This window comes from Pseudomonas ficuserectae (genome assembly GCF_024584585.1).
GTDB lineage: Bacteria > Pseudomonadota > Gammaproteobacteria > Pseudomonadales > Pseudomonadaceae > Aquipseudomonas > Aquipseudomonas amygdali.
This window is the reverse complement of the sequence record NZ_CP085685.1, coordinates 64,228-90,264: the sequence shown is the minus strand read 5'-3', so window position 1 is coordinate 90,264 and position 26,037 is coordinate 64,228. Positions and strand designations below refer to the sequence as shown.

General features: G+C 55.4%; 25 protein-coding genes and 6 pseudogenes. 4 read left to right on the top strand and 27 right to left on the bottom strand.

Going from position 1 to position 26,037, the window contains the following annotated elements; all coding sequences use genetic code 11:
• Positions 1-26 precede the first annotated feature (26 nt).
• From virB5 (LJU29_RS28195) to LJU29_RS28170, 6 genes are all read right to left on the bottom strand, one after another.
• Positions 27-713: a P-type DNA transfer protein VirB5 gene (virB5, locus tag LJU29_RS28195; protein WP_257112965.1), complete on the bottom strand. Its 687-nt coding sequence runs from the start codon at positions 711-713 to the stop codon at positions 27-29.
• Complete coding sequence (locus LJU29_RS28190; protein WP_495629106.1) at positions 710-3,235, bottom strand: VirB4 family type IV secretion/conjugal transfer ATPase; 2,526 nt, start codon at positions 3,233-3,235, stop codon at positions 710-712. The genes virB5 (LJU29_RS28195) and LJU29_RS28190 overlap by 4 nt, the downstream gene beginning before the upstream one ends.
• On the bottom strand, positions 3,123-3,599 hold the full coding sequence (locus LJU29_RS28185; protein WP_080546703.1) for a VirB3 family type IV secretion system protein: 477 nt from the start codon (positions 3,597-3,599) through the stop codon (positions 3,123-3,125). Before LJU29_RS28185 ends, LJU29_RS28190 begins: the two co-directional genes overlap by 113 nt.
• Before the next feature lie 12 nt (positions 3,600-3,611).
• Entirely contained in the window at positions 3,612-3,947 is a 336-nt protein-coding gene (locus LJU29_RS28180) for a conjugal transfer protein (RefSeq protein ID WP_306459409.1), read from the bottom strand.
• A complete protein-coding gene (locus LJU29_RS28175) occupies positions 3,947-4,654 on the bottom strand; it encodes a lytic transglycosylase domain-containing protein (protein WP_257112958.1) in 708 nt (235 codons plus the stop codon). The genes LJU29_RS28180 and LJU29_RS28175 overlap by 1 nt, the downstream gene beginning before the upstream one ends.
• Positions 4,655-5,044: 390 nt before the next feature.
• Positions 5,045-5,692 (bottom strand): helix-turn-helix domain-containing protein, encoded by a 648-nt coding sequence (locus LJU29_RS28170; RefSeq protein WP_019740455.1) that lies wholly within the window; start codon positions 5,690-5,692, stop codon positions 5,045-5,047.
• 501 nt (positions 5,693-6,193) lie between these two features.
• Here LJU29_RS28170 and parA (LJU29_RS29440) point away from each other — a divergent pair.
• Both parA (LJU29_RS29440) and LJU29_RS28150 read left to right on the top strand, forming a co-directional pair.
• A pseudogene (parA, locus tag LJU29_RS29440) lies at positions 6,194-6,822 on the top strand (ParA family partition ATPase).
• Positions 6,819-7,049, top strand: a complete 231-nt coding sequence (locus LJU29_RS28150; protein WP_019742104.1) for a hypothetical protein — start codon at positions 6,819-6,821, stop codon at positions 7,047-7,049. The pseudogene parA (LJU29_RS29440) and the gene LJU29_RS28150 overlap by 4 nt, the downstream one beginning before the upstream one ends.
• Before the next feature lie 53 nt (positions 7,050-7,102).
• Here the strand turns inward: LJU29_RS28150 and LJU29_RS28145 are convergent, their stop codons facing one another.
• The 16 genes and pseudogenes from LJU29_RS28145 to LJU29_RS28070 all read right to left on the bottom strand — a co-directional run bounded on the left by LJU29_RS28145 (position 7,103) and on the right by LJU29_RS28070 (position 20,240).
• A complete protein-coding gene (locus LJU29_RS28145) occupies positions 7,103-7,612 on the bottom strand; it encodes a GNAT family N-acetyltransferase (protein WP_019742103.1) in 510 nt (169 codons plus the stop codon).
• Positions 7,609-7,890 (bottom strand): type II toxin-antitoxin system TacA family antitoxin, encoded by a 282-nt coding sequence (locus LJU29_RS28140; RefSeq protein WP_019742102.1) that lies wholly within the window; start codon positions 7,888-7,890, stop codon positions 7,609-7,611. The genes LJU29_RS28145 and LJU29_RS28140 overlap by 4 nt, the downstream gene beginning before the upstream one ends.
• Positions 7,891-8,266: 376 nt before the next feature.
• Positions 8,267-9,514 carry a type II restriction endonuclease gene (locus LJU29_RS28135; RefSeq protein ID WP_019742101.1) on the bottom strand — a complete coding sequence of 416 codons (1,248 nt, stop codon included), beginning with the start codon at positions 9,512-9,514 and terminating at the stop codon, positions 8,267-8,269.
• A pseudogene (locus LJU29_RS28130) lies at positions 9,511-9,956 on the bottom strand (very short patch repair endonuclease). The gene LJU29_RS28135 and the pseudogene LJU29_RS28130 overlap by 4 nt, the downstream one beginning before the upstream one ends.
• A 108-nt stretch (positions 9,957-10,064) precedes the next feature.
• Positions 10,065-11,248, bottom strand: a pseudogene (locus LJU29_RS28125) (TraB/TrbI/VirB10 family type IV secretion system protein); the annotation flags it as partial.
• Complete coding sequence (locus LJU29_RS28120; protein WP_122393730.1) at positions 11,235-12,044, bottom strand: TrbG/VirB9 family P-type conjugative transfer protein; 810 nt, start codon at positions 12,042-12,044, stop codon at positions 11,235-11,237. The gene LJU29_RS28120 and the pseudogene LJU29_RS28125, both read right to left, overlap by 14 nt.
• Positions 12,034-12,821: pseudogene (locus LJU29_RS28115) on the bottom strand (VirB8 family type IV secretion system protein). Before LJU29_RS28115 ends, LJU29_RS28120 begins: the two are co-directional and overlap by 11 nt.
• A 36-nt stretch (positions 12,822-12,857) precedes the next feature.
• Positions 12,858-13,172 (bottom strand): conjugal transfer protein, encoded by a 315-nt coding sequence (locus LJU29_RS28110; RefSeq protein ID WP_257112968.1) that lies wholly within the window; start codon positions 13,170-13,172, stop codon positions 12,858-12,860.
• 73 nt (positions 13,173-13,245) lie between these two features.
• Positions 13,246-14,178: a TrbL/VirB6 family protein gene (locus LJU29_RS28105; protein ID WP_257112967.1), complete on the bottom strand. Its 933-nt coding sequence runs from the start codon at positions 14,176-14,178 to the stop codon at positions 13,246-13,248.
• 10 nt (positions 14,179-14,188) lie between these two features.
• Positions 14,189-14,542: a hypothetical protein gene (locus LJU29_RS28100; RefSeq protein WP_122322525.1), complete on the bottom strand. Its 354-nt coding sequence runs from the start codon at positions 14,540-14,542 to the stop codon at positions 14,189-14,191.
• Positions 14,543-14,574: 32 nt separating this feature from the next.
• Positions 14,575-15,261 carry a P-type DNA transfer protein VirB5 gene (gene virB5 / locus LJU29_RS28095; RefSeq protein WP_257112965.1) on the bottom strand — a complete coding sequence of 229 codons (687 nt, stop codon included), beginning with the start codon at positions 15,259-15,261 and terminating at the stop codon, positions 14,575-14,577.
• Entirely contained in the window at positions 15,258-17,783 is a 2,526-nt protein-coding gene (locus tag LJU29_RS28090) for a VirB4 family type IV secretion/conjugal transfer ATPase (RefSeq protein WP_495629106.1), read from the bottom strand. The genes virB5 (LJU29_RS28095) and LJU29_RS28090 overlap by 4 nt, the downstream gene beginning before the upstream one ends.
• Positions 17,671-18,147 carry a VirB3 family type IV secretion system protein gene (locus LJU29_RS28085; RefSeq protein ID WP_080546703.1) on the bottom strand — a complete coding sequence of 159 codons (477 nt, stop codon included), beginning with the start codon at positions 18,145-18,147 and terminating at the stop codon, positions 17,671-17,673. Before LJU29_RS28085 ends, LJU29_RS28090 begins: the two co-directional genes overlap by 113 nt.
• A gap of 12 nt (positions 18,148-18,159) precedes the next feature.
• Positions 18,160-18,495, bottom strand: coding sequence for a conjugal transfer protein (locus LJU29_RS28080; RefSeq protein WP_306459409.1), 336 nt, complete (start codon positions 18,493-18,495; stop codon positions 18,160-18,162).
• Positions 18,495-19,202 (bottom strand): lytic transglycosylase domain-containing protein, encoded by a 708-nt coding sequence (locus LJU29_RS28075; protein WP_257112958.1) that lies wholly within the window; start codon positions 19,200-19,202, stop codon positions 18,495-18,497. Before LJU29_RS28075 ends, LJU29_RS28080 begins: the two co-directional genes overlap by 1 nt.
• A gap of 390 nt (positions 19,203-19,592) precedes the next feature.
• Positions 19,593-20,240 carry a helix-turn-helix domain-containing protein gene (locus LJU29_RS28070; protein ID WP_019740455.1) on the bottom strand — a complete coding sequence of 216 codons (648 nt, stop codon included), beginning with the start codon at positions 20,238-20,240 and terminating at the stop codon, positions 19,593-19,595.
• A 501-nt stretch (positions 20,241-20,741) separates the two neighbouring features.
• Between LJU29_RS28070 and parA (LJU29_RS29435) the strand changes: the two are divergent.
• Together parA (LJU29_RS29435) and LJU29_RS28050 are read left to right on the top strand one after the other, a co-directional pair.
• Positions 20,742-21,370 (top strand): annotated as a pseudogene (gene parA, locus LJU29_RS29435) (ParA family partition ATPase).
• Positions 21,367-21,597 (top strand): hypothetical protein, encoded by a 231-nt coding sequence (locus LJU29_RS28050; protein WP_019742104.1) that lies wholly within the window; start codon positions 21,367-21,369, stop codon positions 21,595-21,597. The pseudogene parA (LJU29_RS29435) and the gene LJU29_RS28050 overlap by 4 nt, the downstream one beginning before the upstream one ends.
• Positions 21,598-21,650: 53 nt before the next feature.
• Here the strand turns inward: LJU29_RS28050 and LJU29_RS28045 are convergent, their stop codons facing one another.
• The 5 genes and pseudogenes from LJU29_RS28045 to dcm all read right to left on the bottom strand — a co-directional run bounded on the left by LJU29_RS28045 (position 21,651) and on the right by dcm (position 25,766).
• A complete protein-coding gene (locus LJU29_RS28045) occupies positions 21,651-22,160 on the bottom strand; it encodes a GNAT family N-acetyltransferase (protein ID WP_019742103.1) in 510 nt (169 codons plus the stop codon).
• Complete coding sequence (locus LJU29_RS28040; RefSeq protein WP_019742102.1) at positions 22,157-22,438, bottom strand: type II toxin-antitoxin system TacA family antitoxin; 282 nt, start codon at positions 22,436-22,438, stop codon at positions 22,157-22,159. Before LJU29_RS28040 ends, LJU29_RS28045 begins: the two co-directional genes overlap by 4 nt.
• A gap of 376 nt (positions 22,439-22,814) precedes the next feature.
• Positions 22,815-24,062, bottom strand: coding sequence for a type II restriction endonuclease (locus LJU29_RS28035; RefSeq protein WP_019742101.1), 1,248 nt, complete (start codon positions 24,060-24,062; stop codon positions 22,815-22,817).
• A pseudogene (locus tag LJU29_RS28030) lies at positions 24,059-24,504 on the bottom strand (very short patch repair endonuclease). Before LJU29_RS28030 ends, LJU29_RS28035 begins: the two are co-directional and overlap by 4 nt.
• Complete coding sequence (gene dcm, locus LJU29_RS28025; RefSeq protein WP_004661998.1) at positions 24,504-25,766, bottom strand: DNA (cytosine-5-)-methyltransferase; 1,263 nt, start codon at positions 25,764-25,766, stop codon at positions 24,504-24,506. The pseudogene LJU29_RS28030 and the gene dcm overlap by 1 nt, the downstream one beginning before the upstream one ends.
• Positions 25,767-26,037 lie beyond the last annotated feature (271 nt).

The following is a 26,037-nucleotide window of genomic DNA, read 5'->3' as shown; positions in this document are numbered from 1 at the left end:
TCTTCCCTTTTGAATTTATTGGTTAATCAATCGTAGCTGGGCCGCACGCTCGTTTTACCGTTCATGTAATCACGGAACGCCTGGGCCCGTTTTTCGTTTTCCATTTTCTCTTGTTGCTGCTGAAGCATCTGCATGTTGGCCAGCCGCATCTGCTGGTTTTGCAGCTCGATCAGCTCCTGCTGGTAGCGCAGCTGTAAGTCCTCCTTCTGCTGTGGGGTCGTCACCTCGTTCAACCGTGCCCGTAGCAAATCGGCATTCTTGACCCGTTCGGTGCTGGCGTTGTAATTGCGCTCCAGCGCATCGGCAACCGACATCATCTGGTCGAATTTCTGCTGCACGCTGGCATTATCCGAGGTTAAGCCGTAGCGGTCACGCAAACTGGCGATGTCCCGTGCCGTGCCGTAGACATCGGCCCAGTCGCCCATGGGCATGACCTTGTTCAAGGCGGGGTCGTTCAGGAACCCACCCAGCATGTCATTGCCGGTGATGATGCTCTTGTAGTGGTTGTACTGCTGCGCGGTCTCGCGGATGGCGTCCTTGGCCGTGGTCAGTGCATCCATCGCCTGCTTGGCCTGGGCCAACGCATTCGCCCTCAGCGTGAGCAGGGTAGACGGGTCCAGGACCGGAACGCCTGGCACTGCGGCGTGGGCAGCAGGCAGGGCGGCGGTCACTATGAGCGCGCTCAGCGCATAAGCCATCACGTGTTTGTTCATGATGAAACCTCCATTTCGTTGTGTTCCTGAAGGGCCTTCCAGGCTTTCTGGAAGGCCGGCATCCAGCGCTGTGCATCTCGCGTGTTCATGGACTGGCGCAGGTTGTCGGCGTAGTCGAACGCGGGCAGCCATACAGCGGGGTCGTCGGTGTTCAACCATTGGCGCACGGCCTCGGCCACCAGAAACGCATCGACCCATACCTTGGGATCGGTCGTGCCCAGGTGTTGCCGGATACGCTCGGCGACCGCCAGGTTCATTTTCGTGGCCGACAGCAACGGCAACCAGTATTTGAGGGGGCCGCCCAGCTCCATCTTCAGCTTCACCGTCTGGTGACCCTGCTGCACCACCATTTCCCGGCTGAGTTTCCCCATGTCACGCACCGCTTCGAACAGCTTGCCCGTGACGCCAAACTTGGCGTAACTCTTAGCCTGGGCGTTTTTGTTGGGCAGCCAGATGGGCGTAATCACCTGCTGAATGACCGCCGGAGCATACTTCGTCGCCAGCGCTTGCTCGGGATACTGGGTGTCCATGATCAGGATTTCCCCGCGCATGCGTCCGCTTTGCAGCACCTCCTGGATGGCGTCTGCCGTACTCTTGAAGGACAGCGGTGCCCAGTACTCGGCCACCACGTTGAGCAGCAGGTTGCCGGGGCGGGCCTGGTGCATTTCGCGCTTCATGTAGAACAGCGTGTTCAGAAACGCCTCCATGACCTCGGGGTGTTTCTCGGCATAATTGTTTTTGAGCAGCTGCGTGCAATCGAAGGCGAGACGCCGGTAGGTCTGCGCATCGAACTGGTTGACCGGCGAATCCAGTACCCAGGCGTATTGCCCTACACGGCCCTCACCGGCCAGGCGACACCATTTCGATAGCCGGGTCCGCAAGCAGTTTTCGCCTTGTTCGGGGATGTTTCGCAGCAGCAATGACATGCTGCGATTGCGCACGTTGGTGTGCGCCATGACCGCCTCGATAGAGTCCTTGATCCTTGTCTGGTCAGCGTCGTTGCTCTTGTCAGGGCCACCGGCGCAGCACAGCACCAGGTCAAACAGCATTTGCCGCAACCCCGGACTGTCGTGAAACTGGAACGGGTTGACGCCGGTGAAGTGCCCCAACTGCACGGTGTAATACTCGGCCCCCAATGCACACAGCAGGTGTCTCAGCGACTCGTTGTAGTCGATGCTGAATATCAGCGGATCGAAGCGGCTGAGAAAGGTCAGCAGGGTGGCCTCAGCGGTGGTTTTACCGACCCCCGTCTGGCCCGTGAAGACCGCATGCCCTGGCAACATTTCACCGAGGTTGTTCTGACCGGGCGGGCTGTCATGCACGTTGAGCACATATAAGGCCTTGTTGACCGTCAGCACCGGCATCACGCCCGTTCCATCACCGATGGGGTTGCCCTTGACCTTGCCCGTGGGGGTGGAGTGCAGTGAAAAGCTGTCCGCCAGGTTCTCGGTCGATTTCATCATGGGGTACATGGCCTCGGTCACACCTGGGAACTGCGTGTACCAGGTATCGACGTTGCTCATGGTCGAACGCACAAAGGTCGCGTCACGCACCGTAAACACCGACGTCATTTTCGTGCCGTTCTCGATGGCCTGGTCCGGGGTCTTGCCGTAAACGATCAGGGAGGCGTGATAACGACCGAACGCCTTTTCACCCAGGGTGATGCCTTCGATGGCTTTTTCAAGCTCCTTGGTTTGATGGGAGTCGTTTTCGACCGAGCCCAGATCCGCCTTGTGCTTTTGGAATTTGTCCTTGGCCTTGTTGCGATCCTCGAACAGAAACGTTTGCACCAGGGTGAACTCGAATTGCTGCTCGTTGGCTTCATCCCACATGCCGGGGTAAGTCCCGCCACTGGGGTAGTCGCGCAGGTCAAAGGTGGTCGCGAAACGCTGACCGCCTCGGTTGGGCCGGTTCTCCACAAAATCGTAGTTTTCAAAGTTGGTGACGCTGTCAATGATCGCGTCGCCCAGACGGGTATCACTGACCAGCACGTCTTTTTCGTGCCCGTTGATCAGCAGGCTGTAGTAGCGCCCGATCTGCGAGAACAATGCGCCGTGTTCGTTCTCCTCCAGGCCCATGATCGCTGGGTCATATTCGGCCAGTAGGGTTCTGGTCAGTGACAACAGGTCGTTCATGCGCTGGATTCCGTCATCCAGCTCGCGGTACTTAAGAACCAGGGCAAGGCCGTAGCCCACCTGGTAGAAGGTGCCGTTGCGAAACGGTTCGGTATAAGCGTCTACGAAGTCCTGCAGGGCAGGCAGCGGCATCGTGTACTGCGTGTCCAGCTCGATGCCTGTCTTGGTGGTGTAGGTGTGCACCAACAGGTTTTTCCCTTCTTTCTTGCCCAACGCCAGAAAGTAGCGGTTGCGGGTCTCGCACAGGCGGATCAGTTCTGCATCACTGCGAGTCTCAGGGGAGACCCCCTTGAGCTGGATCAGGCTCACCAGGCGATTGCCTGACAGAGTTGTCATGAGCTCGTCTACCGGATAGCCCATCAGCGGCACTTTGTCCTCCGCTGGCATAACGCTTTTGTGAAAATCGTGCGCCATAGAATTTGCTCCATTGCGGATTAATGGGGGTCAGCAACAACGGTTTGCCGTACTTGAGGTTCAGCCGGAGACGCCGCAGTGCAAAGCGGACGCGGCGTAAATATTGAGGATCGATCAGGCCAACAACCCTCAAGGCGATGAGGGCAATCAGGAATGGGGAGGCAACGACCAGGCCCCACACCCAGGACAGCAGAAACGTCGCGGCAACACCGAAGACCAGGCCGCCCATCAGCAATCCCACCATCGGCATGATGGGGATGTTCCAGAACATCGCGGGCCGACTCATCGCGTTGTAGCTTGGGGAAACCTCTTTTTTGAGCACTTCGTTACCGGCCATAAGCACTCCTGGTCAACCCGGCACGCCGGTGCCGAACACCTGCCAGGCCGCCGTGCCCAAGGCCACCGAGCCACCGACAACCAGCAGCACACCCACCTGTTGCAAGTAGTCCATGAAGGTGTGCGAGCGGTCGCCTGTAGAACGGGCAATCAGCCATTGGGCACCTGACCAGATCAGGCAAGCCAGGCCCAGGGTTCCCGCCAGGGTGTAGAGGCCCAGACGGATATTGCTGCCCAACTGGTTCAACGTAGTCAGCCAGTCAGCGGAAGCGATTCCGGGCAGGCAGGCTACGGCCACCAGCAAAATGCACAGCTCGCCTTTGTTGGGCACAAGGGTACGTTTGATCATCATTGATCCTCTTGAGGGAGATTTGAGGGTTCGTCAGGGGGTGAAGCGGGAACAGCAGGTGAAGCGGATGGCGCAGAAGCAGCCGGCGGTGCCGGCGGCAGATAGCGCGGGTACTGGCGCAGCACGTCCCAGCTTTCATAGGTCGGATCAACGGTGGACGCCGGGGCCTGAGCGCGCTGGAGCTGGCTCGGATCAGCTGAACCACTTTCCAGAGCCGGGACGGTGACGCTGGTGCCGCCTGCGTTGGCCAACACCCGTTGCACATGGCTGCTACCGCCAAAAGCGGCCTCGGCCTTGAAGCCGCGTTTGGGGTTGCCGCTGTAGTAGCAGGAAATGGCCTTGTGCAGCGCTACCTGCCGGTTGGGCTCCTTGGCGCTGGTCACTGCATAGCACTGCTCAAGAACAGCGGCGGCCATGCGCAGGTTGGTGCAGGGTTCGAATACAGTTTCAGGGCGGCTGACATCGAAATGCTGCCGGTTGATTTGGCCCAGGCCGATGCTGAAGTTAGCGCCCTCCTCCACCAGCTGCTTCACCACCAATACAGCTTCATCCAGGCTTTGCGGTTGACGCGGCAACACTTTGCCGACCACGCCAATGGCATAGGGATTGAAGGAGGATTCTGTCTTGACGATGGGAGTAAGCGTGGCGGGATGTATCGAGGGAGCGCATTGCATAGCCAGGGCCAGAAAGGCACTGGTGGTGAGCATTGCAGGTTCCTTACGTTATGGGAGGTTTCCCGAATGGCCTTGTACAAGGCCATTTGGTGAAACCTCTCGATCTCCCAAAAATGAGATCGAGGGGTCTTAAATCGTATTTCCGGCCGCGACCCTGTCCGCCAGAAAACTTGTTTGGGGCTTTACGCTGCGCACCCTGGGCCAGTTGCCAACCCTCTGAGCCGTTAAGGCCGACCCATCGCTGCCTTGAAAGAGCTGGTTCCTACCAGCACTATTCTGCGCTATTCGCAGAATCAAGGCTGCATTATGCGCAGAACAATTTCTGCGTCGAGTGCAATTTAAGTAAGAAAAAGCCCGCTGTGCGGGCTTATGAGGGTTTGGAGATAGAAGAGCGCTGTTAGAGCAATTAGGAGTAGCCTGGAATCATAGGCCCGACATCCTCGCATCTACTACTCGTCCGATGAAGCGACAGTTACCGTCGATTTCGATGGTCCTGTATTTTTCATTAAGGGGTCGGAGATACCGGTATCCCGCGTCTTCTACATATTGCTTGAAGGTTTTATCACCAGAATCAAGCATTTCGACTACGTAAAATTTTCCGTTGATCACTTCGGCATCAGGCTTAACGAGAATCAAGGATCCTTCAGGAAAGCTTGGGTTTCCGGTGCAAGTCATCGAATGGCCGTTAACCATAAGCCAATAAGCTCCGTAACCAGCGTTTTCTGTGGACTGTATCATCCTATGACTTTCTCCGATTTTCCCAGGCGATTCGGTAACCTCTCCCGCTGCTACCCAGCTAATAAGAGGAAATTCACGAGGCTCGCGTATAGGCTGACGCACGCCGGATACGTTATTGGGGTCTGAGTACAGAACTGTTTCCATTTGCTGCTGTGCAGTAAGCTGGATACCTAGCGCCGCCATGATGAGCTTTAGCTTTTCGGGGGTAGTCCCCTGCAAGCCACGCTCGAAACGTGAAAGGTTTCCTGAGTCCGAGCCGATTTGATAGGCAAGCTCCTCTAGGGAAAGCTTTTTTGCCTTACGTGCGTTTCTTATGATTTGTCCTATATCCATAGGGCATGAATTTTCCAGCTACCATGCTTGGTGCGCAAAGTCGTATGCGCAAATTTTGCTTGAATTGATTATGCGCCAATCGCAGAATTCACTGTATTTTCCAATCAGGCAGCACTTATGACACCGCTAAAAAAAGCTCGAACAGCCCGAGGTTGGACCCTAACTGAAGTATCCAACCGTCTCGCTGACGTCGGGGCAGACAGGACAGACACGGGAAACCTTTCCCGAGTTGAAAGGGGTGAGCAACGCGCCTCCACAGCGTTGGCAGAAAATCTTTGCCGCATTTTTGATGGCGAAATTACCGAGCTGCACATCCTATACCCAGAGCGCTATAGGTCAGACTCTGCCAACTGATGCTTATAGGTAGACGAAAATTTTGGCGGCTCCGTAAGCCCCCACCTAAATAGACGTCCTTCCAGCTTCCTAATGACTTTATTTTCTGTATAATCGTAAATGCGATTAATCTCAAATACGCAAAATCGCATTTACGCAGAGGCCGATATGATAATAGGTGTTTTGAATCAGAAGGGCGGGGTAGGTAAAACGACGCTATCAGTCAATATCGCTGCTGCTCTTGCCAAAAGGGGGGCACGCGTCCTGCTAATTGACGCTGACCCTCAGGGAAGTTCTTTGGACTGGTCAGCAGCCCGCGAAGGTGAACCGCTTTTTTCTGTAGTGGGCCTGCCCCGTGCATCCATTCATAAAGAAATAAGCCAGGTTGGCCAAGGCTATGATCACATCATCATAGACGGCCCTCCGCGAGTTACTGACCTTGCCCGCAGTGCGATCATGGCCAGTGACCTCGTGTTGATCCCGTGCAGCCATCCCCATATGACATTTGGGCAGCTGATGAGGTTGTGAAGCTCGTACAGGAGGCCACAGTATATAAAGAAAGTCTCAAATACGCTTTTGTGGTAAATCGTAAAATCGCAAATACGGCTATAGGTCGCGATGTAGGTGAAGCCCTGGCTGCCTATCCGGTGACTTTGCTGTCAGCAACAATTACACAGCGTGTTATCTACGCCGAAGCAGCAGCGCAAGGAAAAGCCATTTTTGAAATTTCAGCAGAAGGGCCAGCAACGAATGAAATTGAAGCCTTGGTAGCTGAATTGATGGAGTTCGGAAAATGAGCGCTAAGAAAATCTTGATTGGAGCTAAGCCCACCGTCAACGCAGCTGCCGAAGAATGGGTGCAGAACCGTGAGGTCCAGGCCAGCGACAAAGAAGCCAACAAACGCCTGACTATCGACATACCAGAAAGCTTACATCGAGCTATCAAAATACAATGTGCTGAACGTGGTAACCGGATTGCAGATGAAGTGAGAGAACTTCTTTTACAGAAGTACGGAAAGCAGTAAATACGCTTATAAGTTTTTACTTATTCACGATTATGAGGGTAAACCATGATAAATCAGCGGCTCCCTAGCAAATTTTGGACGGTTGCTAACGCCAAAAATAGGGTATGCGGCGAATCTGGCAATGCAATAAAACCGTGATGCCCATAGAAAGCCACTGCCGCCTCGTCCTTGGCATCCACCATCAGGGCGAAGGCTGCAATCTCCGAACGGATAGCACGGTCGAGCGCATCGGCCAGCAGCGCACCGCCAAGACCTTGCGACTTGAAAGCCTGGTCGACAGCCAAGCGCCCCATACGAACGGCGGGCACGGTCGGATAGCGCGGTAACTTCTTGCCGATACTGGCCGGAAGATCGGCCAATAATAGGCTTGCTGCTGCCAATGTGTAGTAACCCGCGATGCGCTGCCCGTCTGCTAAAGCCACAAAGCAAGCGGCCACGCGGCGGCGAACGTCTTGGGTGACTTGCTCGCGTAGGTATCGATTTAATGGCTCCGAATCGCTGTTGAATGCCGCGCGATCATGCGTGGCATCGAGCAGCGCGAGCCTGAAGGGTGCAACGCTCATTCAGTGCGCAAGAGCTTGCTGCGATGAGCAAAAGCACGTTCCAAAGCACGGACTGGTTGCGCCGGTGATAGCAGTGCTTGTGCAAAGCAATCCTGATCGGCCAGCGATAGCCGGATAACTTCGGCCTGCTCAATGGCGCGTTGCGCCGCATCCTGCACAGCAGACACCACGAAATCAGTCATGGTACGCCCTTGAAGTTCGGCTGCACGCTTAAGCATCGAATGCAAATCGGTGCTAATTCTGGCTTCTAGACGGGCAGTGGATACGGCAGTGGGCATGATTTTATCCTCCTTGTGCAACTGTACGGCAATTTGCCGTACGAATCTAGATAGGCTTTTGGTGATTCCGGCTTATCTTGACCAGCTCGAACGTTTGTTTGCGTAATGTGCAACGGTCGATTATGCGCAGGGGGAACAAAAACAACCTGAACCATGCCCTTGGCGTTAGGTATGGCTCAAAAGAGTAGTTCTTTCTGGCACGGCTCATTAGGGTTGCCTTTAGGTCAACTGAGCCATAGCTGATAAGCTCGGCTTATTTGGGTATACCGAAATGAGCCATATGATGACGACTCTCAATGTTGCGCGGGTGTACCTGCGTGTCAGTACAGAATCTTGGGGCATTTGACAAAAGTGGAATTAAAGTACGTTAAAGCAGTCAGGCCATCTGCCGGAAACGTACCAAGTCCGTGAATGCCGCCACGTCCATCAACCACGCTTGCTGGGCAGGTGTATAGGTCTGATGCAGGCCACGAGGCAAGACGAGTTGCAGGCACTTGCTCGCCATTTCGTCGGTCTGGTGCGTGGAGATAGCTGTTTCCAAGGTCAGCAGGTGTTTGTTGTTGATCCTGTCAGCCTCAGCGAGCACCTGCCGCCAGCGATCCTTGCAGGTTGATTTCACGCCCAGCATAGTAAGCTTCAACGAGTCATACGCCGGGTTGTGGTATTCCGCCATGCCAGGGAACAGAAAATCCGGCTTCGCCTTGTTTTCTGTGACAGCGGTGCGTGCGTAGCGCAAACCGTTTTCCGCAAACAACAGTTCAAGATGGTTTTCCAGCGCAAGGCCGACCCGGCTCTTGCGACGATTTTGCACCGACAGAGAAAATGACAGGAAGCCATCCACGTCAACGCCTACATCCACTTCGCCTGCGAATCCTTTTGATAAACGGTCGGCGATAAGGTAGCGTTCAAGCGTGCGAAACAGGATTTCTTCGCGCTCCATCCAAGTCATTATCACGAGGTCTGGTTCGGCGCGTGCGTCAAGGTCTTTAAGGGTCGAACGTGCATAAGCCGAAAATTCGCGGGTGGTTGGAAACTTCCCTTTGAATTTTTCAAGCATGACATCAAGGTAAGTTTCGGCAGATGTCTCGACTACAACGCCGATGCTTTCCAGAATGAAGCGCGATGCAAATTCGATGCGATCCTGTTCCGTTTCCAATTCGGATTTAACAGAAAAACCGGGATGTGCAAGATCGGCAAAACCAAACAACCATTCAATCTGCCTGGCGATGCTCGACCCGCTTTCAGCAATGACAACCAGCAGACTGCCATCGCGGGGCTTCGCAATCACAAGCAGATCGCCAGCAGCAGCATTCAGCGAAACATTGGTCGTCTTGAAATATAGGCGATATTCCCAGCGCATTACACCACGTTCGTTTCGTGCCCGCTGCCGTGCGTCATACCATGTCAGCGTACTGTCTTCGACTATGGGTTCATCGTCTTGGTCGGTGAGATACATCAGCTTTGCCTGATATTGCACCTTGCCTTCCGGCTCGCCCAGAATCTCCCGCAAGCCCTCTACGCCGTTGAACTCATGCTGGTGCGATTTGATGACATCGGCTTCGACCGCGCTCAAACGCTTGGCTGCGACGCCCTCGAAATACTCGGACAGATACCCTCGTTTCATCCCCGCTCCTCGATAAATCGGGCACTGCCTTGAAGCCAGTCGGCAAGGCTTTGTGCGACTGCCTCAATGTTTTTACTCGCACCACGAATGGCGCATTCCCAGACGATGCCAACCCGCCACCCGCTCGCAAGCAGGGCTTCGCTCGCTTTGTGATCGTTTGTGCGGTTCCGTTCGATTTTATCTTGCCAGAAGTCCGGGCGCGTGCTGGGCCATTTAAACAACGGGCAGTCATGTCTATGCCAGAAGCATCCATGCACGAATATCACTGCATGGTAACGTGGCAGCACGATATCGGGCTTGCCCGGTAATCGCGGACATGGAGACGGAACCGGAAGCCCTTACGGTGCAGCAGACTTCGAATCAGAATTTCCGGTTTCGTGTTGCGCCCCCGTATGCTGGACATCAGCCTGCTACGGGTGGCACTGTCCACTACATCGACCATCAGGCAAACAACGGCAACGCAAGCGGAGTGCCGTCACGCTCATGCGCTATCAGCGCCTGAACGTGGGGAACCATGATGCGGGCCACTTCCTGCATGACCGGCATCACGACCAGACCCCGAGCTTTTCTGCGTGGTGTTGGACGCAGCCTGAAGCGCGTCCTGGATGAACGACAACATCACTGCACCGCCAAAGCGCTGCATGTAGTGGCGATTGATCCAGGCTTCGGTCCGCTGGCTCCCATGGGGCCTGCACCCAAGCTGTCAATCTTGGCCCGTACACCCGATTGGGTTTCGATTTCGGTCCAGGTGGTGAACACACTGGTTTCGCCTGGCCCAACCTCAACCGTCTGTTCACCGGTGAGCTTGTCACCCGCTGCCGCAATCACCGTGGAGCCATCGGCGGAATACAGCGGATCGGTCAGACGACAATCCACCAGCCCTGGGTGGGTGCTGATGATTTCGGTGTACAGCGCGCAGCGCGTGTAGGTGTTGTGGCTGACCAGGTACTTGCGGTTCGGTGCCAGGTACGCCTTGGCCGGGGCAAAGGTGGTACCGCCCAGGTTGCTCAGGCTGCTGCGTTTTCTGCTGGACGATTCACCACCCAAACCGCTGCTCGATCCGCCTTGCACGTCAGCCAGCAATGAAGGCGGCAGTGAGGGCTGATCGTTGGTCGGCTGTTGCGGCTGAGTGTCCGCAGCGCCGGTGCCCATCGCATCTTCCGAAGTGACGAACATTGCAGCCCCCAGTTTGCGTTGCCGGGGGGTCTCCACGACCGGTGTGTTCTGGCCGGGCGGTGGCGGCACACTGGCGGCATGTCCCTGATCGGTCGATCCGCGATTGGCGTCCCTTTTATCCTTTTCCTCCTTCGCCAATCGGTCTCTTTCAGCGCGGGCTCTCCTGTCCTCTTCGGCTTTGTCAGCGGCCAGTTTGGCTTCCCGTGCCTTTTTCATGCTGTCGTCGCTGACCTGATTGACGTCCAGGGTCGCGTCCTTCTTGACGTTGGTTTCATCAACCTCTGAGCCGGTAGTTTTCATCTGGGAAATGGTGAAGTACCAGAGTCCGCCAATCACCAGCAGCCCTACAAACACCAGCCCGGCCAGGCCCAGGTAAAGCGACTTCTTGTTTTGGGCATCGCCTGTGCGTTTGGCCCGCACGTCAAAGGCCCCTCGGGCCTGGGTGCTGGCAGGCTCGGAGGCCGTTGCCTGTTCCGGGGTCGCTGCTGGTTCGGGTGGCCCGATGCTGTCCGGCCCTGGGGTGTTCGCCGGGGCTTGGTCGTTGTCATTGTTCTGCATGCTTGAGCTCCCGAATCTCGCCGGTGGTGGTCCCGTTGAAGTTGTACCCCGTGTTCACCTGAACGGTAGGCCGGGCCTCTACAACCAAGCCGTTTAGGCGGAACCGAAACAGCCGGCTGACCCCATGCACCACGACCACGTTCTGTTCGTTGTGCGCGTCCGCCAGGGTTTCGGTGCCATCGGGCAATACCTGGTACAGCACCGGGCGAGGCCCGTTGCCGGTGAAGCGGAAGCAGGTAAGCATGCCGTTGTCCCAGCCCTCATACGGCGCTATGGACCGGCTCTCTGAACTGGAGCGCTTCTGATAGGGGCCGTTTTGCACCGGGCCGTCGCACGGGTTGCCGGGGTCACGGCGTACCGCGCCGGACTTTTTCGGCGGCTCGGGGTAGGTGAAGCGCAGCGCATAGGTCATGTCCGCAGCACGAGTCACCAGTTTCAGTTCCAGCAGGTAGGTGTGCCGGTTGGTGTTGATCACCAGGTTGGTATTGGGCTCCTGGTCGGTGATGGGTTTGATGGCCACCAGATTACCGGCCTTGTTCGGACCGATGGACCAGGCCTTGGGATCACCTGACACCATCAGGCCTGACGCCTCGTTGATGGTCTCGTTGGCCGGAAGCTGAACCAGCGAGGTACGACCTATCGAGGCCTGGATGCGGTACACGTTGTCCGGGCTGTAAACAGCGGTCTGCACGCGCCGGTCGAGTGATGAGCCGGTGCCCAGGCTCTCGGCAAGAGCCGGGACGACACACGTTAAGGCCAACAGCGCCGTCAGGCCTGAAACGGCTTTATTTACCATTGGACACCCCCACTTCCTGGGTCATCGTGTAGGCCTTGACCCCAAAACCTCGGGGGTTAAGCCACTGGTCACCGGCTTTTTTGGCAGGGTTCTTGTAGTCGTAGGTCACCGTCGCCACCCAGGTCACCGGGGCCAGCTGAGGGTCGGGGGTGCCGTTGCGGTCCAGCACGGTTTTGGTGATCCGCACCTGGGCGGTGCCTTCCGGTCTTTACGCTGGAGGAAGTTGATATTGTTGATATCCGTGCGGATTTGCCGGTTGGTCCCCAGCACTTCCAGATAGCCCTTGGAGGACAACTGGAAATTACGGTATTCGGTAAACGTTTCACCGTAGGACATCAGCTCCACCATGCCGAACTCTGCGTCGTGGCTTGAGAAGTTGTAGCTCTCGCGAAACCGTACATAAGTCGAGAGCCAGAACTCGTCATCGATCTGCTCCGGTGGCTTGCCCTTGTCGTCGGCCCACACCACGTCCGTGTAGCCGGAGTTGTTGTCTACCCGTACCAGGCCAAGTTGCACGGTCTTGAGCGGGGTCAGGCCCATCACGGCGGCGATGGACATAAAGGTCAGCACACCGAAGAAGCCCGCCAGGCGACGGGCGTTTTTGGTCTTGGCCTTCTCGTCGGCGGCGATGTTCTTCTCGAAATACCGCGCTGCGTGGATGAATGCCTGTTCGGCCAGGCTGATGTCTTGTGCGGTGGCCGCGTCGATGCTGGTACGGGCGGCCAGTTGCCGCTCCTGATCGATCACGTCCTGTTTGGATTTTCGAAACTTTTTCATAGATCACCTAAACGGGACAAACACGCGCTGCGCGGATCAGTTCGCGGAGCATTTGGAGTCGTTGGGCGGGACCTCGGCGGGCTTTGCCGGGGAGGCGCTTGCGGCAGTTGCCGGGCGCTTTTGACTGGTGGTCTTGAGCGGCTGGGCCTGGGGCACGGGGCTTGCCGCTGGCCGTACCTGGCCAGGCACGGGGCGCGTAGCCGGTATCACGGCGGCTGGTACAGGCGCAGGCTTGTGGGTAAAGGGCATGTCTTCCCACTGCCCTTCCGGTTCGGAAAGCTTGGGTGCAGAGCCACACCCTGACAGCAAGGCAGCCGAAAGCAGCCCGCTCAAAGCAAGTTTGACATTCATAGTGGAGTACCTGAGAGAAACGAGGGTGTTGCGAGTAGGGAGAGGATGTAGCCGGTAACGGTAAATCGGTGTGCTATTTGATGTTGTTGCGTCCCCTCCGCAGTCTGGAAATGCCGGCAGCGGCACCGCTGGTCATGCTTCTTGCTGCTCCAAATCCTGAAATTTTGCTGATCATTCCGCCTCCGGAGGGGCCACCGCCCATGATGGAGGCTGCTTGCTGAGGCAGTTCGATGACCAGCGCTGTGAACGTGCAAAAGACAATCAGGATGGTGATATTGCCCGCCAAAGTGGTGTTCAAGGAGCCATCTTTAATCATCACGGTGTTGATAAAACCAATTTCGATAGCCAGCACAACTGATATCAGGACCTGAGCCAACATAAAGCCTGCGATGGCTGCAACCCACCCCCAGAAATACTGCTTGGTCTGTTCAAACAGCAGAAAGGCGATGAACAGAGGCCCTACGGCCACGATAGCCGTTGTCAAAACCTTCAGTACAAAGAGCGTGGCGACGGCGGCCAGCAAGAACGGTATGCCTCCCAGTACATAAAACACCACCCCCTGAATCCCCAACCAAATATCAGAGAAACTGGCTCTGAATATATTGAAGTTCATGGCATTGATAAGCGCTTGCAGGTTTATGGTATACGTTGCAATCAAACTATCTATCTGATTGGTCTGCACGCCCTCCTGGCCGGACAAAATGCCCCCCATCCAGTTGGGTAAACCGGTAACGAAGGGCACAATCGTTTGTACGTACCATTGCACACTGAACGCACACGCAGTGATGGCAGCCATTTTCATAATTTCTTTGGCCACATCCTCGAAGGCAACGTTCATTCCTCGGTACAGCCATTGCATGTTTCGCAGCGTGAAGTGGATCAACCACATCGTCCCGAAGAGCGCTCCAAGCCCCAGCATCACCTTGGCCATCCCGGTGACCAAGGCGCTTTGCAGGGCGGCATCAACGAAATTGAACAACGTCTGGGCTATCTTTGTTACGTCCATGCCGCCTCCGTTATTTTGCTCGGGTGTAGGTAGTGTTATCGAAATAGATGACGTTGCCTTCCAGGCGCATGGTTGCAAGACCACTAGCCATACTTAGGACACTATCCGACTCTGCTTTGGCTTCAAATCGCTGCAGGTTAGTTTCCATTTTTCCATACCCCACAATATCAGCTGTAGTTTCGAGGTTTACGTGGAAAATTTCGCCATCCTTAGATATATCCATTACATAGGTTGGTTTGCCCATTCTTTTCATGTTTTCGCCAGTCCATCGCCCCACAAATCCATCCCCTTTGCTATCGAAGCAACCCGACAGCGCCAGTGCAAACAACACCAAGCAAGAAAAAGCCGTCATTCTTTTAAACATGGGTCATCTTCCCTTTTGAATTTATTGGTTAATCAATCGTAGCTGGGCCGCACGCTCGTTTTACCGTTCATGTAATCACGGAACGCCTGGGCCCGTTTTTCGTTTTCCATTTTCTCTTGTTGCTGCTGAAGCATCTGCATGTTGGCCAGCCGCATCTGCTGGTTTTGCAGCTCGATCAGCTCCTGCTGGTAGCGCAGCTGTAAGTCCTCCTTCTGCTGTGGGGTCGTCACCTCGTTCAACCGTGCCCGTAGCAAATCGGCATTCTTGACCCGTTCGGTGCTGGCGTTGTAATTGCGCTCCAGCGCATCGGCAACCGACATCATCTGGTCGAATTTCTGCTGCACGCTGGCATTATCCGAGGTTAAGCCGTAGCGGTCACGCAAACTGGCGATGTCCCGTGCCGTGCCGTAGACATCGGCCCAGTCGCCCATGGGCATGACCTTGTTCAAGGCGGGGTCGTTCAGGAACCCACCCAGCATGTCATTGCCGGTGATGATGCTCTTGTAGTGGTTGTACTGCTGCGCGGTCTCGCGGATGGCGTCCTTGGCCGTGGTCAGTGCATCCATCGCCTGCTTGGCCTGGGCCAACGCATTCGCCCTCAGCGTGAGCAGGGTAGACGGGTCCAGGACCGGAACGCCTGGCACTGCGGCGTGGGCAGCAGGCAGGGCGGCGGTCACTATGAGCGCGCTCAGCGCATAAGCCATCACGTGTTTGTTCATGATGAAACCTCCATTTCGTTGTGTTCCTGAAGGGCCTTCCAGGCTTTCTGGAAGGCCGGCATCCAGCGCTGTGCATCTCGCGTGTTCATGGACTGGCGCAGGTTGTCGGCGTAGTCGAACGCGGGCAGCCATACAGCGGGGTCGTCGGTGTTCAACCATTGGCGCACGGCCTCGGCCACCAGAAACGCATCGACCCATACCTTGGGATCGGTCGTGCCCAGGTGTTGCCGGATACGCTCGGCGACCGCCAGGTTCATTTTCGTGGCCGACAGCAACGGCAACCAGTATTTGAGGGGGCCGCCCAGCTCCATCTTCAGCTTCACCGTCTGGTGACCCTGCTGCACCACCATTTCCCGGCTGAGTTTCCCCATGTCACGCACCGCTTCGAACAGCTTGCCCGTGACGCCAAACTTGGCGTAACTCTTAGCCTGGGCGTTTTTGTTGGGCAGCCAGATGGGCGTAATCACCTGCTGAATGACCGCCGGAGCATACTTCGTCGCCAGCGCTTGCTCGGGATACTGGGTGTCCATGATCAGGATTTCCCCGCGCATGCGTCCGCTTTGCAGCACCTCCTGGATGGCGTCTGCCGTACTCTTGAAGGACAGCGGTGCCCAGTACTCGGCCACCACGTTGAGCAGCAGGTTGCCGGGGCGGGCCTGGTGCATTTCGCGCTTCATGTAGAACAGCGTGTTCAGAAACGCCTCCATGACCTCGGGGTGTTTCTCGGCATAATTGTTTTTGAGCAGCTGCGTGCAATCGAAGGCGAGACGCCGGTAGGTCTGCGCATCGAACTGGTTGACCGGCGAATCCAGTACCCAGGCGTATTGCCCTACACGGCCCTCACCGGCCAGGCGACACCATTTCGATAGCCGGGTCCGCAAGCAGTTTTCGCCTTGTTCGGGGATGTTTCGCAGCAGCAATGACATGCTGCGATTGCGCACGTTGGTGTGCGCCATGACCGCCTCGATAGAGTCCTTGATCCTTGTCTGGTCAGCGTCGTTGCTCTTGTCAGGGCCACCGGCGCAGCACAGCACCAGGTCAAACAGCATTTGCCGCAACCCCGGACTGTCGTGAAACTGGAACGGGTTGACGCCGGTGAAGTGCCCCAACTGCACGGTGTAATACTCGGCCCCCAATGCACACAGCAGGTGTCTCAGCGACTCGTTGTAGTCGATGCTGAATATCAGCGGATCGAAGCGGCTGAGAAAGGTCAGCAGGGTGGCCTCAGCGGTGGTTTTACCGACCCCCGTCTGGCCCGTGAAGACCGCATGCCCTGGCAACATTTCACCGAGGTTGTTCTGACCGGGCGGGCTGTCATGCACGTTGAGCACATATAAGGCCTTGTTGACCGTCAGCACCGGCATCACGCCCGTTCCATCACCGATGGGGTTGCCCTTGACCTTGCCCGTGGGGGTGGAGTGCAGTGAAAAGCTGTCCGCCAGGTTCTCGGTCGATTTCATCATGGGGTACATGGCCTCGGTCACACCTGGGAACTGCGTGTACCAGGTATCGACGTTGCTCATGGTCGAACGCACAAAGGTCGCGTCACGCACCGTAAACACCGACGTCATTTTCGTGCCGTTCTCGATGGCCTGGTCCGGGGTCTTGCCGTAAACGATCAGGGAGGCGTGATAACGACCGAACGCCTTTTCACCCAGGGTGATGCCTTCGATGGCTTTTTCAAGCTCCTTGGTTTGATGGGAGTCGTTTTCGACCGAGCCCAGATCCGCCTTGTGCTTTTGGAATTTGTCCTTGGCCTTGTTGCGATCCTCGAACAGAAACGTTTGCACCAGGGTGAACTCGAATTGCTGCTCGTTGGCTTCATCCCACATGCCGGGGTAAGTCCCGCCACTGGGGTAGTCGCGCAGGTCAAAGGTGGTCGCGAAACGCTGACCGCCTCGGTTGGGCCGGTTCTCCACAAAATCGTAGTTTTCAAAGTTGGTGACGCTGTCAATGATCGCGTCGCCCAGACGGGTATCACTGACCAGCACGTCTTTTTCGTGCCCGTTGATCAGCAGGCTGTAGTAGCGCCCGATCTGCGAGAACAATGCGCCGTGTTCGTTCTCCTCCAGGCCCATGATCGCTGGGTCATATTCGGCCAGTAGGGTTCTGGTCAGTGACAACAGGTCGTTCATGCGCTGGATTCCGTCATCCAGCTCGCGGTACTTAAGAACCAGGGCAAGGCCGTAGCCCACCTGGTAGAAGGTGCCGTTGCGAAACGGTTCGGTATAAGCGTCTACGAAGTCCTGCAGGGCAGGCAGCGGCATCGTGTACTGCGTGTCCAGCTCGATGCCTGTCTTGGTGGTGTAGGTGTGCACCAACAGGTTTTTCCCTTCTTTCTTGCCCAACGCCAGAAAGTAGCGGTTGCGGGTCTCGCACAGGCGGATCAGTTCTGCATCACTGCGAGTCTCAGGGGAGACCCCCTTGAGCTGGATCAGGCTCACCAGGCGATTGCCTGACAGAGTTGTCATGAGCTCGTCTACCGGATAGCCCATCAGCGGCACTTTGTCCTCCGCTGGCATAACGCTTTTGTGAAAATCGTGCGCCATAGAATTTGCTCCATTGCGGATTAATGGGGGTCAGCAACAACGGTTTGCCGTACTTGAGGTTCAGCCGGAGACGCCGCAGTGCAAAGCGGACGCGGCGTAAATATTGAGGATCGATCAGGCCAACAACCCTCAAGGCGATGAGGGCAATCAGGAATGGGGAGGCAACGACCAGGCCCCACACCCAGGACAGCAGAAACGTCGCGGCAACACCGAAGACCAGGCCGCCCATCAGCAATCCCACCATCGGCATGATGGGGATGTTCCAGAACATCGCGGGCCGACTCATCGCGTTGTAGCTTGGGGAAACCTCTTTTTTGAGCACTTCGTTACCGGCCATAAGCACTCCTGGTCAACCCGGCACGCCGGTGCCGAACACCTGCCAGGCCGCCGTGCCCAAGGCCACCGAGCCACCGACAACCAGCAGCACACCCACCTGTTGCAAGTAGTCCATGAAGGTGTGCGAGCGGTCGCCTGTAGAACGGGCAATCAGCCATTGGGCACCTGACCAGATCAGGCAAGCCAGGCCCAGGGTTCCCGCCAGGGTGTAGAGGCCCAGACGGATATTGCTGCCCAACTGGTTCAACGTAGTCAGCCAGTCAGCGGAAGCGATTCCGGGCAGGCAGGCTACGGCCACCAGCAAAATGCACAGCTCGCCTTTGTTGGGCACAAGGGTACGTTTGATCATCATTGATCCTCTTGAGGGAGATTTGAGGGTTCGTCAGGGGGTGAAGCGGGAACAGCAGGTGAAGCGGATGGCGCAGAAGCAGCCGGCGGTGCCGGCGGCAGATAGCGCGGGTACTGGCGCAGCACGTCCCAGCTTTCATAGGTCGGATCAACGGTGGACGCCGGGGCCTGAGCGCGCTGGAGCTGGCTCGGATCAGCTGAACCACTTTCCAGAGCCGGGACGGTGACGCTGGTGCCGCCTGCGTTGGCCAACACCCGTTGCACATGGCTGCTACCGCCAAAAGCGGCCTCGGCCTTGAAGCCGCGTTTGGGGTTGCCGCTGTAGTAGCAGGAAATGGCCTTGTGCAGCGCTACCTGCCGGTTGGGCTCCTTGGCGCTGGTCACTGCATAGCACTGCTCAAGAACAGCGGCGGCCATGCGCAGGTTGGTGCAGGGTTCGAATACAGTTTCAGGGCGGCTGACATCGAAATGCTGCCGGTTGATTTGGCCCAGGCCGATGCTGAAGTTAGCGCCCTCCTCCACCAGCTGCTTCACCACCAATACAGCTTCATCCAGGCTTTGCGGTTGACGCGGCAACACTTTGCCGACCACGCCAATGGCATAGGGATTGAAGGAGGATTCTGTCTTGACGATGGGAGTAAGCGTGGCGGGATGTATCGAGGGAGCGCATTGCATAGCCAGGGCCAGAAAGGCACTGGTGGTGAGCATTGCAGGTTCCTTACGTTATGGGAGGTTTCCCGAATGGCCTTGTACAAGGCCATTTGGTGAAACCTCTCGATCTCCCAAAAATGAGATCGAGGGGTCTTAAATCGTATTTCCGGCCGCGACCCTGTCCGCCAGAAAACTTGTTTGGGGCTTTACGCTGCGCACCCTGGGCCAGTTGCCAACCCTCTGAGCCGTTAAGGCCGACCCATCGCTGCCTTGAAAGAGCTGGTTCCTACCAGCACTATTCTGCGCTATTCGCAGAATCAAGGCTGCATTATGCGCAGAACAATTTCTGCGTCGAGTGCAATTTAAGTAAGAAAAAGCCCGCTGTGCGGGCTTATGAGGGTTTGGAGATAGAAGAGCGCTGTTAGAGCAATTAGGAGTAGCCTGGAATCATAGGCCCGACATCCTCGCATCTACTACTCGTCCGATGAAGCGACAGTTACCGTCGATTTCGATGGTCCTGTATTTTTCATTAAGGGGTCGGAGATACCGGTATCCCGCGTCTTCTACATATTGCTTGAAGGTTTTATCACCAGAATCAAGCATTTCGACTACGTAAAATTTTCCGTTGATCACTTCGGCATCAGGCTTAACGAGAATCAAGGATCCTTCAGGAAAGCTTGGGTTTCCGGTGCAAGTCATCGAATGGCCGTTAACCATAAGCCAATAAGCTCCGTAACCAGCGTTTTCTGTGGACTGTATCATCCTATGACTTTCTCCGATTTTCCCAGGCGATTCGGTAACCTCTCCCGCTGCTACCCAGCTAATAAGAGGAAATTCACGAGGCTCGCGTATAGGCTGACGCACGCCGGATACGTTATTGGGGTCTGAGTACAGAACTGTTTCCATTTGCTGCTGTGCAGTAAGCTGGATACCTAGCGCCGCCATGATGAGCTTTAGCTTTTCGGGGGTAGTCCCCTGCAAGCCACGCTCGAAACGTGAAAGGTTTCCTGAGTCCGAGCCGATTTGATAGGCAAGCTCCTCTAGGGAAAGCTTTTTTGCCTTACGTGCGTTTCTTATGATTTGTCCTATATCCATAGGGCATGAATTTTCCAGCTACCATGCTTGGTGCGCAAAGTCGTATGCGCAAATTTTGCTTGAATTGATTATGCGCCAATCGCAGAATTCACTGTATTTTCCAATCAGGCAGCACTTATGACACCGCTAAAAAAAGCTCGAACAGCCCGAGGTTGGACCCTAACTGAAGTATCCAACCGTCTCGCTGACGTCGGGGCAGACAGGACAGACACGGGAAACCTTTCCCGAGTTGAAAGGGGTGAGCAACGCGCCTCCACAGCGTTGGCAGAAAATCTTTGCCGCATTTTTGATGGCGAAATTACCGAGCTGCACATCCTATACCCAGAGCGCTATAGGTCAGACTCTGCCAACTGATGCTTATAGGTAGACGAAAATTTTGGCGGCTCCGTAAGCCCCCACCTAAATAGACGTCCTTCCAGCTTCCTAATGACTTTATTTTCTGTATAATCGTAAATGCGATTAATCTCAAATACGCAAAATCGCATTTACGCAGAGGCCGATATGATAATAGGTGTTTTGAATCAGAAGGGCGGGGTAGGTAAAACGACGCTATCAGTCAATATCGCTGCTGCTCTTGCCAAAAGGGGGGCACGCGTCCTGCTAATTGACGCTGACCCTCAGGGAAGTTCTTTGGACTGGTCAGCAGCCCGCGAAGGTGAACCGCTTTTTTCTGTAGTGGGCCTGCCCCGTGCATCCATTCATAAAGAAATAAGCCAGGTTGGCCAAGGCTATGATCACATCATCATAGACGGCCCTCCGCGAGTTACTGACCTTGCCCGCAGTGCGATCATGGCCAGTGACCTCGTGTTGATCCCGTGCAGCCATCCCCATATGACATTTGGGCAGCTGATGAGGTTGTGAAGCTCGTACAGGAGGCCACAGTATATAAAGAAAGTCTCAAATACGCTTTTGTGGTAAATCGTAAAATCGCAAATACGGCTATAGGTCGCGATGTAGGTGAAGCCCTGGCTGCCTATCCGGTGACTTTGCTGTCAGCAACAATTACACAGCGTGTTATCTACGCCGAAGCAGCAGCGCAAGGAAAAGCCATTTTTGAAATTTCAGCAGAAGGGCCAGCAACGAATGAAATTGAAGCCTTGGTAGCTGAATTGATGGAGTTCGGAAAATGAGCGCTAAGAAAATCTTGATTGGAGCTAAGCCCACCGTCAACGCAGCTGCCGAAGAATGGGTGCAGAACCGTGAGGTCCAGGCCAGCGACAAAGAAGCCAACAAACGCCTGACTATCGACATACCAGAAAGCTTACATCGAGCTATCAAAATACAATGTGCTGAACGTGGTAACCGGATTGCAGATGAAGTGAGAGAACTTCTTTTACAGAAGTACGGAAAGCAGTAAATACGCTTATAAGTTTTTACTTATTCACGATTATGAGGGTAAACCATGATAAATCAGCGGCTCCCTAGCAAATTTTGGACGGTTGCTAACGCCAAAAATAGGGTATGCGGCGAATCTGGCAATGCAATAAAACCGTGATGCCCATAGAAAGCCACTGCCGCCTCGTCCTTGGCATCCACCATCAGGGCGAAGGCTGCAATCTCCGAACGGATAGCACGGTCGAGCGCATCGGCCAGCAGCGCACCGCCAAGACCTTGCGACTTGAAAGCCTGGTCGACAGCCAAGCGCCCCATACGAACGGCGGGCACGGTCGGATAGCGCGGTAACTTCTTGCCGATACTGGCCGGAAGATCGGCCAATAATAGGCTTGCTGCTGCCAATGTGTAGTAACCCGCGATGCGCTGCCCGTCTGCTAAAGCCACAAAGCAAGCGGCCACGCGGCGGCGAACGTCTTGGGTGACTTGCTCGCGTAGGTATCGATTTAATGGCTCCGAATCGCTGTTGAATGCCGCGCGATCATGCGTGGCATCGAGCAGCGCGAGCCTGAAGGGTGCAACGCTCATTCAGTGCGCAAGAGCTTGCTGCGATGAGCAAAAGCACGTTCCAAAGCACGGACTGGTTGCGCCGGTGATAGCAGTGCTTGTGCAAAGCAATCCTGATCGGCCAGCGATAGCCGGATAACTTCGGCCTGCTCAATGGCGCGTTGCGCCGCATCCTGCACAGCAGACACCACGAAATCAGTCATGGTACGCCCTTGAAGTTCGGCTGCACGCTTAAGCATCGAATGCAAATCGGTGCTAATTCTGGCTTCTAGACGGGCAGTGGATACGGCAGTGGGCATGATTTTATCCTCCTTGTGCAACTGTACGGCAATTTGCCGTACGAATCTAGATAGGCTTTTGGTGATTCCGGCTTATCTTGACCAGCTCGAACGTTTGTTTGCGTAATGTGCAACGGTCGATTATGCGCAGGGGGAACAAAAACAACCTGAACCATGCCCTTGGCGTTAGGTATGGCTCAAAAGAGTAGTTCTTTCTGGCACGGCTCATTAGGGTTGCCTTTAGGTCAACTGAGCCATAGCTGATAAGCTCGGCTTATTTGGGTATACCGAAATGAGCCATATGATGACGACTCTCAATGTTGCGCGGGTGTACCTGCGTGTCAGTACAGAATCTTGGGGCATTTGACAAAAGTGGAATTAAAGTACGTTAAAGCAGTCAGGCCATCTGCCGGAAACGTACCAAGTCCGTGAATGCCGCCACGTCCATCAACCACGCTTGCTGGGCAGGTGTATAGGTCTGATGCAGGCCACGAGGCAAGACGAGTTGCAGGCACTTGCTCGCCATTTCGTCGGTCTGGTGCGTGGAGATAGCTGTTTCCAAGGTCAGCAGGTGTTTGTTGTTGATCCTGTCAGCCTCAGCGAGCACCTGCCGCCAGCGATCCTTGCAGGTTGATTTCACGCCCAGCATAGTAAGCTTCAACGAGTCATACGCCGGGTTGTGGTATTCCGCCATGCCAGGGAACAGAAAATCCGGCTTCGCCTTGTTTTCTGTGACAGCGGTGCGTGCGTAGCGCAAACCGTTTTCCGCAAACAACAGTTCAAGATGGTTTTCCAGCGCAAGGCCGACCCGGCTCTTGCGACGATTTTGCACCGACAGAGAAAATGACAGGAAGCCATCCACGTCAACGCCTACATCCACTTCGCCTGCGAATCCTTTTGATAAACGGTCGGCGATAAGGTAGCGTTCAAGCGTGCGAAACAGGATTTCTTCGCGCTCCATCCAAGTCATTATCACGAGGTCTGGTTCGGCGCGTGCGTCAAGGTCTTTAAGGGTCGAACGTGCATAAGCCGAAAATTCGCGGGTGGTTGGAAACTTCCCTTTGAATTTTTCAAGCATGACATCAAGGTAAGTTTCGGCAGATGTCTCGACTACAACGCCGATGCTTTCCAGAATGAAGCGCGATGCAAATTCGATGCGATCCTGTTCCGTTTCCAATTCGGATTTAACAGAAAAACCGGGATGTGCAAGATCGGCAAAACCAAACAACCATTCAATCTGCCTGGCGATGCTCGACCCGCTTTCAGCAATGACAACCAGCAGACTGCCATCGCGGGGCTTCGCAATCACAAGCAGATCGCCAGCAGCAGCATTCAGCGAAACATTGGTCGTCTTGAAATATAGGCGATATTCCCAGCGCATTACACCACGTTCGTTTCGTGCCCGCTGCCGTGCGTCATACCATGTCAGCGTACTGTCTTCGACTATGGGTTCATCGTCTTGGTCGGTGAGATACATCAGCTTTGCCTGATATTGCACCTTGCCTTCCGGCTCGCCCAGAATCTCCCGCAAGCCCTCTACGCCGTTGAACTCATGCTGGTGCGATTTGATGACATCGGCTTCGACCGCGCTCAAACGCTTGGCTGCGACGCCCTCGAAATACTCGGACAGATACCCTCGTTTCATCCCCGCTCCTCGATAAATCGGGCACTGCCTTGAAGCCAGTCGGCAAGGCTTTGTGCGACTGCCTCAATGTTTTTACTCGCACCACGAATGGCGCATTCCCAGACGATGCCAACCCGCCACCCGCTCGCAAGCAGGGCTTCGCTCGCTTTGTGATCGTTTGTGCGGTTCCGTTCGATTTTATCTTGCCAGAAGTCCGGGCGCGTGCTGGGCCATTTAAACAACGGGCAGTCATGTCTATGCCAGAAGCATCCATGCACGAATATCACTGCATGGTAACGTGGCAGCACGATATCGGGCTTGCCCGGTAATCGCGGACATGGAGACGGAACCGGAAGCCCTTACGGTGCAGCAGACTTCGAATCAGAATTTCCGGTTTCGTGTTGCGCCCCCGTATGCTGGACATCAGCCTGCTACGGGTGGCACTGTCCACTACATCGACCATCAGGCAAACAACGGCAACGCAAGCGGAGTGCCGTCACGCTCATGCGCTATCAGCGCCTGAACGTGGGGAACCATGATGCGGGCCACTTCCTGCATGACCGGCATCACGACACTATTGCCGAACTGGCGATACGCTTGCGTATCGCTTACCGGGATTCTGAACGTATCGGGAAACCCCATCAGACGTGCGCACTCACGTGGCGTAAGGCGGCGCGGGCGTTTCTTGCCTTGATTGACCAGAATTTCCGAGCCATCCTTGTGATACCGCGCAGACAGGGTGCGCGTCACACTATCTGGAAACGCCATGCCAAAACCGAAGCCGTTACCGGCTGCGCGGTGTTTTTCGGCGTAAGCTTGGAGGTAGGCCCACAGGTTAGGCGTCAGTGTGTATTTTGGTTGAACAACACGTTTTTTGTGATCGAAAAATCTGTCTTCGTCCCATGGCAAAACGCGTTCTGTTCCATCGGTCTTGTGCAGGATCGACGCCAGACGGGGCCCGTCTGTTGGCAGGCGCAAGTCGTCCCATGAAAACCCTGTTTTCTCGCGAAAGCCGACGATGATAATCCGCTCGCGGTGCTGCGGCGTGAAATGCTGGCCGTCGATTACCTTGTAATGCACATCGTAACCAAGCTCTTCTCGTAGCGTTTGCAGGATTACCTCGAATGTGTTGCCCTTGTCGTGCGAAAGCAGGTTTTTCACGTTCTCCAGCAGGAACGCCGCAGGCCGTTTGGTAGCGATCATGCGGGCAACGTCGAAAAACAGCGTTCCCTGGGTGGTGCATTCAAAACCGTGTGGCCGTCCGAGCGAATTCTTCTTGCTCACCCCAGCGATACTAAACGGCTGGCATGGAAAACCGCCCAGCAGTACATCATGATTGGGCACGTCTTCAGCAGGAAATGGCACGATATCGCCGACGAACTGGTGGCGGTCGCCATAATTTTCGATGTAGGTTTTTTTCGAGAAGTCGTTCCACTCGCTTGTGAACACGCATTCACCGCCATGCGCCTCGAAGCCCATGCGAATACCACCGATGCCCGCGAACAGATCAACGAAGCGAAAGCGATGATCGCCAGTCACAGTACCAGTTGTCAGCGTTTGCAGCATGTCGCGCAACGCCGGTTCAAGCATGGTCGGACACGGAGTCTCCCCCTTTTCCCAGCGTCCTATGGTTTTGGCATTCTTTCCGACGCGCTCGGCGATTTCGCGTTGGGTAAAACGGCTTCGTGCCTGCTTAAGCAGTTCAAGCGGCTGGGCATGTGTCATTTTTTCCTCTCTGGGTATATTTGCGGACATTATGACCTATATCATTCCCTTTACATAGGATTTTCTGAAAGGGGTTGTAAGCCGGAATCCCAGAAATTTCCTTCATGGTTGGGAAGCCAGTACGGGTGCGGATTAACGCCAAACAGTTGTTTTCCGGCAGCGACACCGCCAAGCCGAAAACTGTTTGATTGAGCGGCCAAAACATGTACGGAAAACCGTGTCGGATAGCAAAAGCAGCCGGAAACCGCTCTGGTGACGTTTTCCGACGGAA

Coding starts and splice junctions, on each gene's coding strand:
- virB5 (WP_257112965.1), bottom strand. CDS start 15,261: ATGAACAAACACGTGATGGCTTATGCGCTGAGCGCGCTCATAGTGACC.
- LJU29_RS28190 (WP_495629106.1), bottom strand. CDS start 3,235: ATGCCAGCGGAGGACAAAGTGCCGCTGATGGGCTATCCGGTAGACGAG.
- virB5 (WP_257112965.1), bottom strand. CDS start 713: ATGAACAAACACGTGATGGCTTATGCGCTGAGCGCGCTCATAGTGACC.
- LJU29_RS28035 (WP_019742101.1), bottom strand. CDS start 24,062: ATGAAACGAGGGTATCTGTCCGAGTATTTCGAGGGCGTCGCAGCCAAG.
- LJU29_RS28100 (WP_122322525.1), bottom strand. CDS start 14,542: ATGTTTAAAAGAATGACGGCTTTTTCTTGCTTGGTGTTGTTTGCACTG.
- LJU29_RS28080 (WP_306459409.1), bottom strand. CDS start 18,495: ATGATCAAACGTACCCTTGTGCCCAACAAAGGCGAGCTGTGCATTTTG.
- LJU29_RS28105 (WP_257112967.1), bottom strand. CDS start 14,178: ATGGACGTAACAAAGATAGCCCAGACGTTGTTCAATTTCGTTGATGCC.
- LJU29_RS28085 (WP_080546703.1), bottom strand. CDS start 18,147: ATGGCCGGTAACGAAGTGCTCAAAAAAGAGGTTTCCCCAAGCTACAAC.
- LJU29_RS28150 (WP_019742104.1), top strand. CDS start 6,819: ATGAGCGCTAAGAAAATCTTGATTGGAGCTAAGCCCACCGTCAACGCA.
- LJU29_RS28175 (WP_257112958.1), bottom strand. CDS start 4,654: ATGCTCACCACCAGTGCCTTTCTGGCCCTGGCTATGCAATGCGCTCCC.
- LJU29_RS28110 (WP_257112968.1), bottom strand. CDS start 13,172: ATGAATGTCAAACTTGCTTTGAGCGGGCTGCTTTCGGCTGCCTTGCTG.
- LJU29_RS28050 (WP_019742104.1), top strand. CDS start 21,367: ATGAGCGCTAAGAAAATCTTGATTGGAGCTAAGCCCACCGTCAACGCA.
- LJU29_RS28120 (WP_122393730.1), bottom strand. CDS start 12,044: ATGGTAAATAAAGCCGTTTCAGGCCTGACGGCGCTGTTGGCCTTAACG.
- LJU29_RS28135 (WP_019742101.1), bottom strand. CDS start 9,514: ATGAAACGAGGGTATCTGTCCGAGTATTTCGAGGGCGTCGCAGCCAAG.
- LJU29_RS28075 (WP_257112958.1), bottom strand. CDS start 19,202: ATGCTCACCACCAGTGCCTTTCTGGCCCTGGCTATGCAATGCGCTCCC.
- LJU29_RS28180 (WP_306459409.1), bottom strand. CDS start 3,947: ATGATCAAACGTACCCTTGTGCCCAACAAAGGCGAGCTGTGCATTTTG.
- LJU29_RS28070 (WP_019740455.1), bottom strand. CDS start 20,240: ATGGATATAGGACAAATCATAAGAAACGCACGTAAGGCAAAAAAGCTT.
- LJU29_RS28045 (WP_019742103.1), bottom strand. CDS start 22,160: ATGAGCGTTGCACCCTTCAGGCTCGCGCTGCTCGATGCCACGCATGAT.
- LJU29_RS28170 (WP_019740455.1), bottom strand. CDS start 5,692: ATGGATATAGGACAAATCATAAGAAACGCACGTAAGGCAAAAAAGCTT.
- LJU29_RS28040 (WP_019742102.1), bottom strand. CDS start 22,438: ATGCCCACTGCCGTATCCACTGCCCGTCTAGAAGCCAGAATTAGCACC.
- LJU29_RS28145 (WP_019742103.1), bottom strand. CDS start 7,612: ATGAGCGTTGCACCCTTCAGGCTCGCGCTGCTCGATGCCACGCATGAT.
- LJU29_RS28185 (WP_080546703.1), bottom strand. CDS start 3,599: ATGGCCGGTAACGAAGTGCTCAAAAAAGAGGTTTCCCCAAGCTACAAC.
- LJU29_RS28140 (WP_019742102.1), bottom strand. CDS start 7,890: ATGCCCACTGCCGTATCCACTGCCCGTCTAGAAGCCAGAATTAGCACC.
- dcm (WP_004661998.1), bottom strand. CDS start 25,766: ATGACACATGCCCAGCCGCTTGAACTGCTTAAGCAGGCACGAAGCCGT.
- LJU29_RS28090 (WP_495629106.1), bottom strand. CDS start 17,783: ATGCCAGCGGAGGACAAAGTGCCGCTGATGGGCTATCCGGTAGACGAG.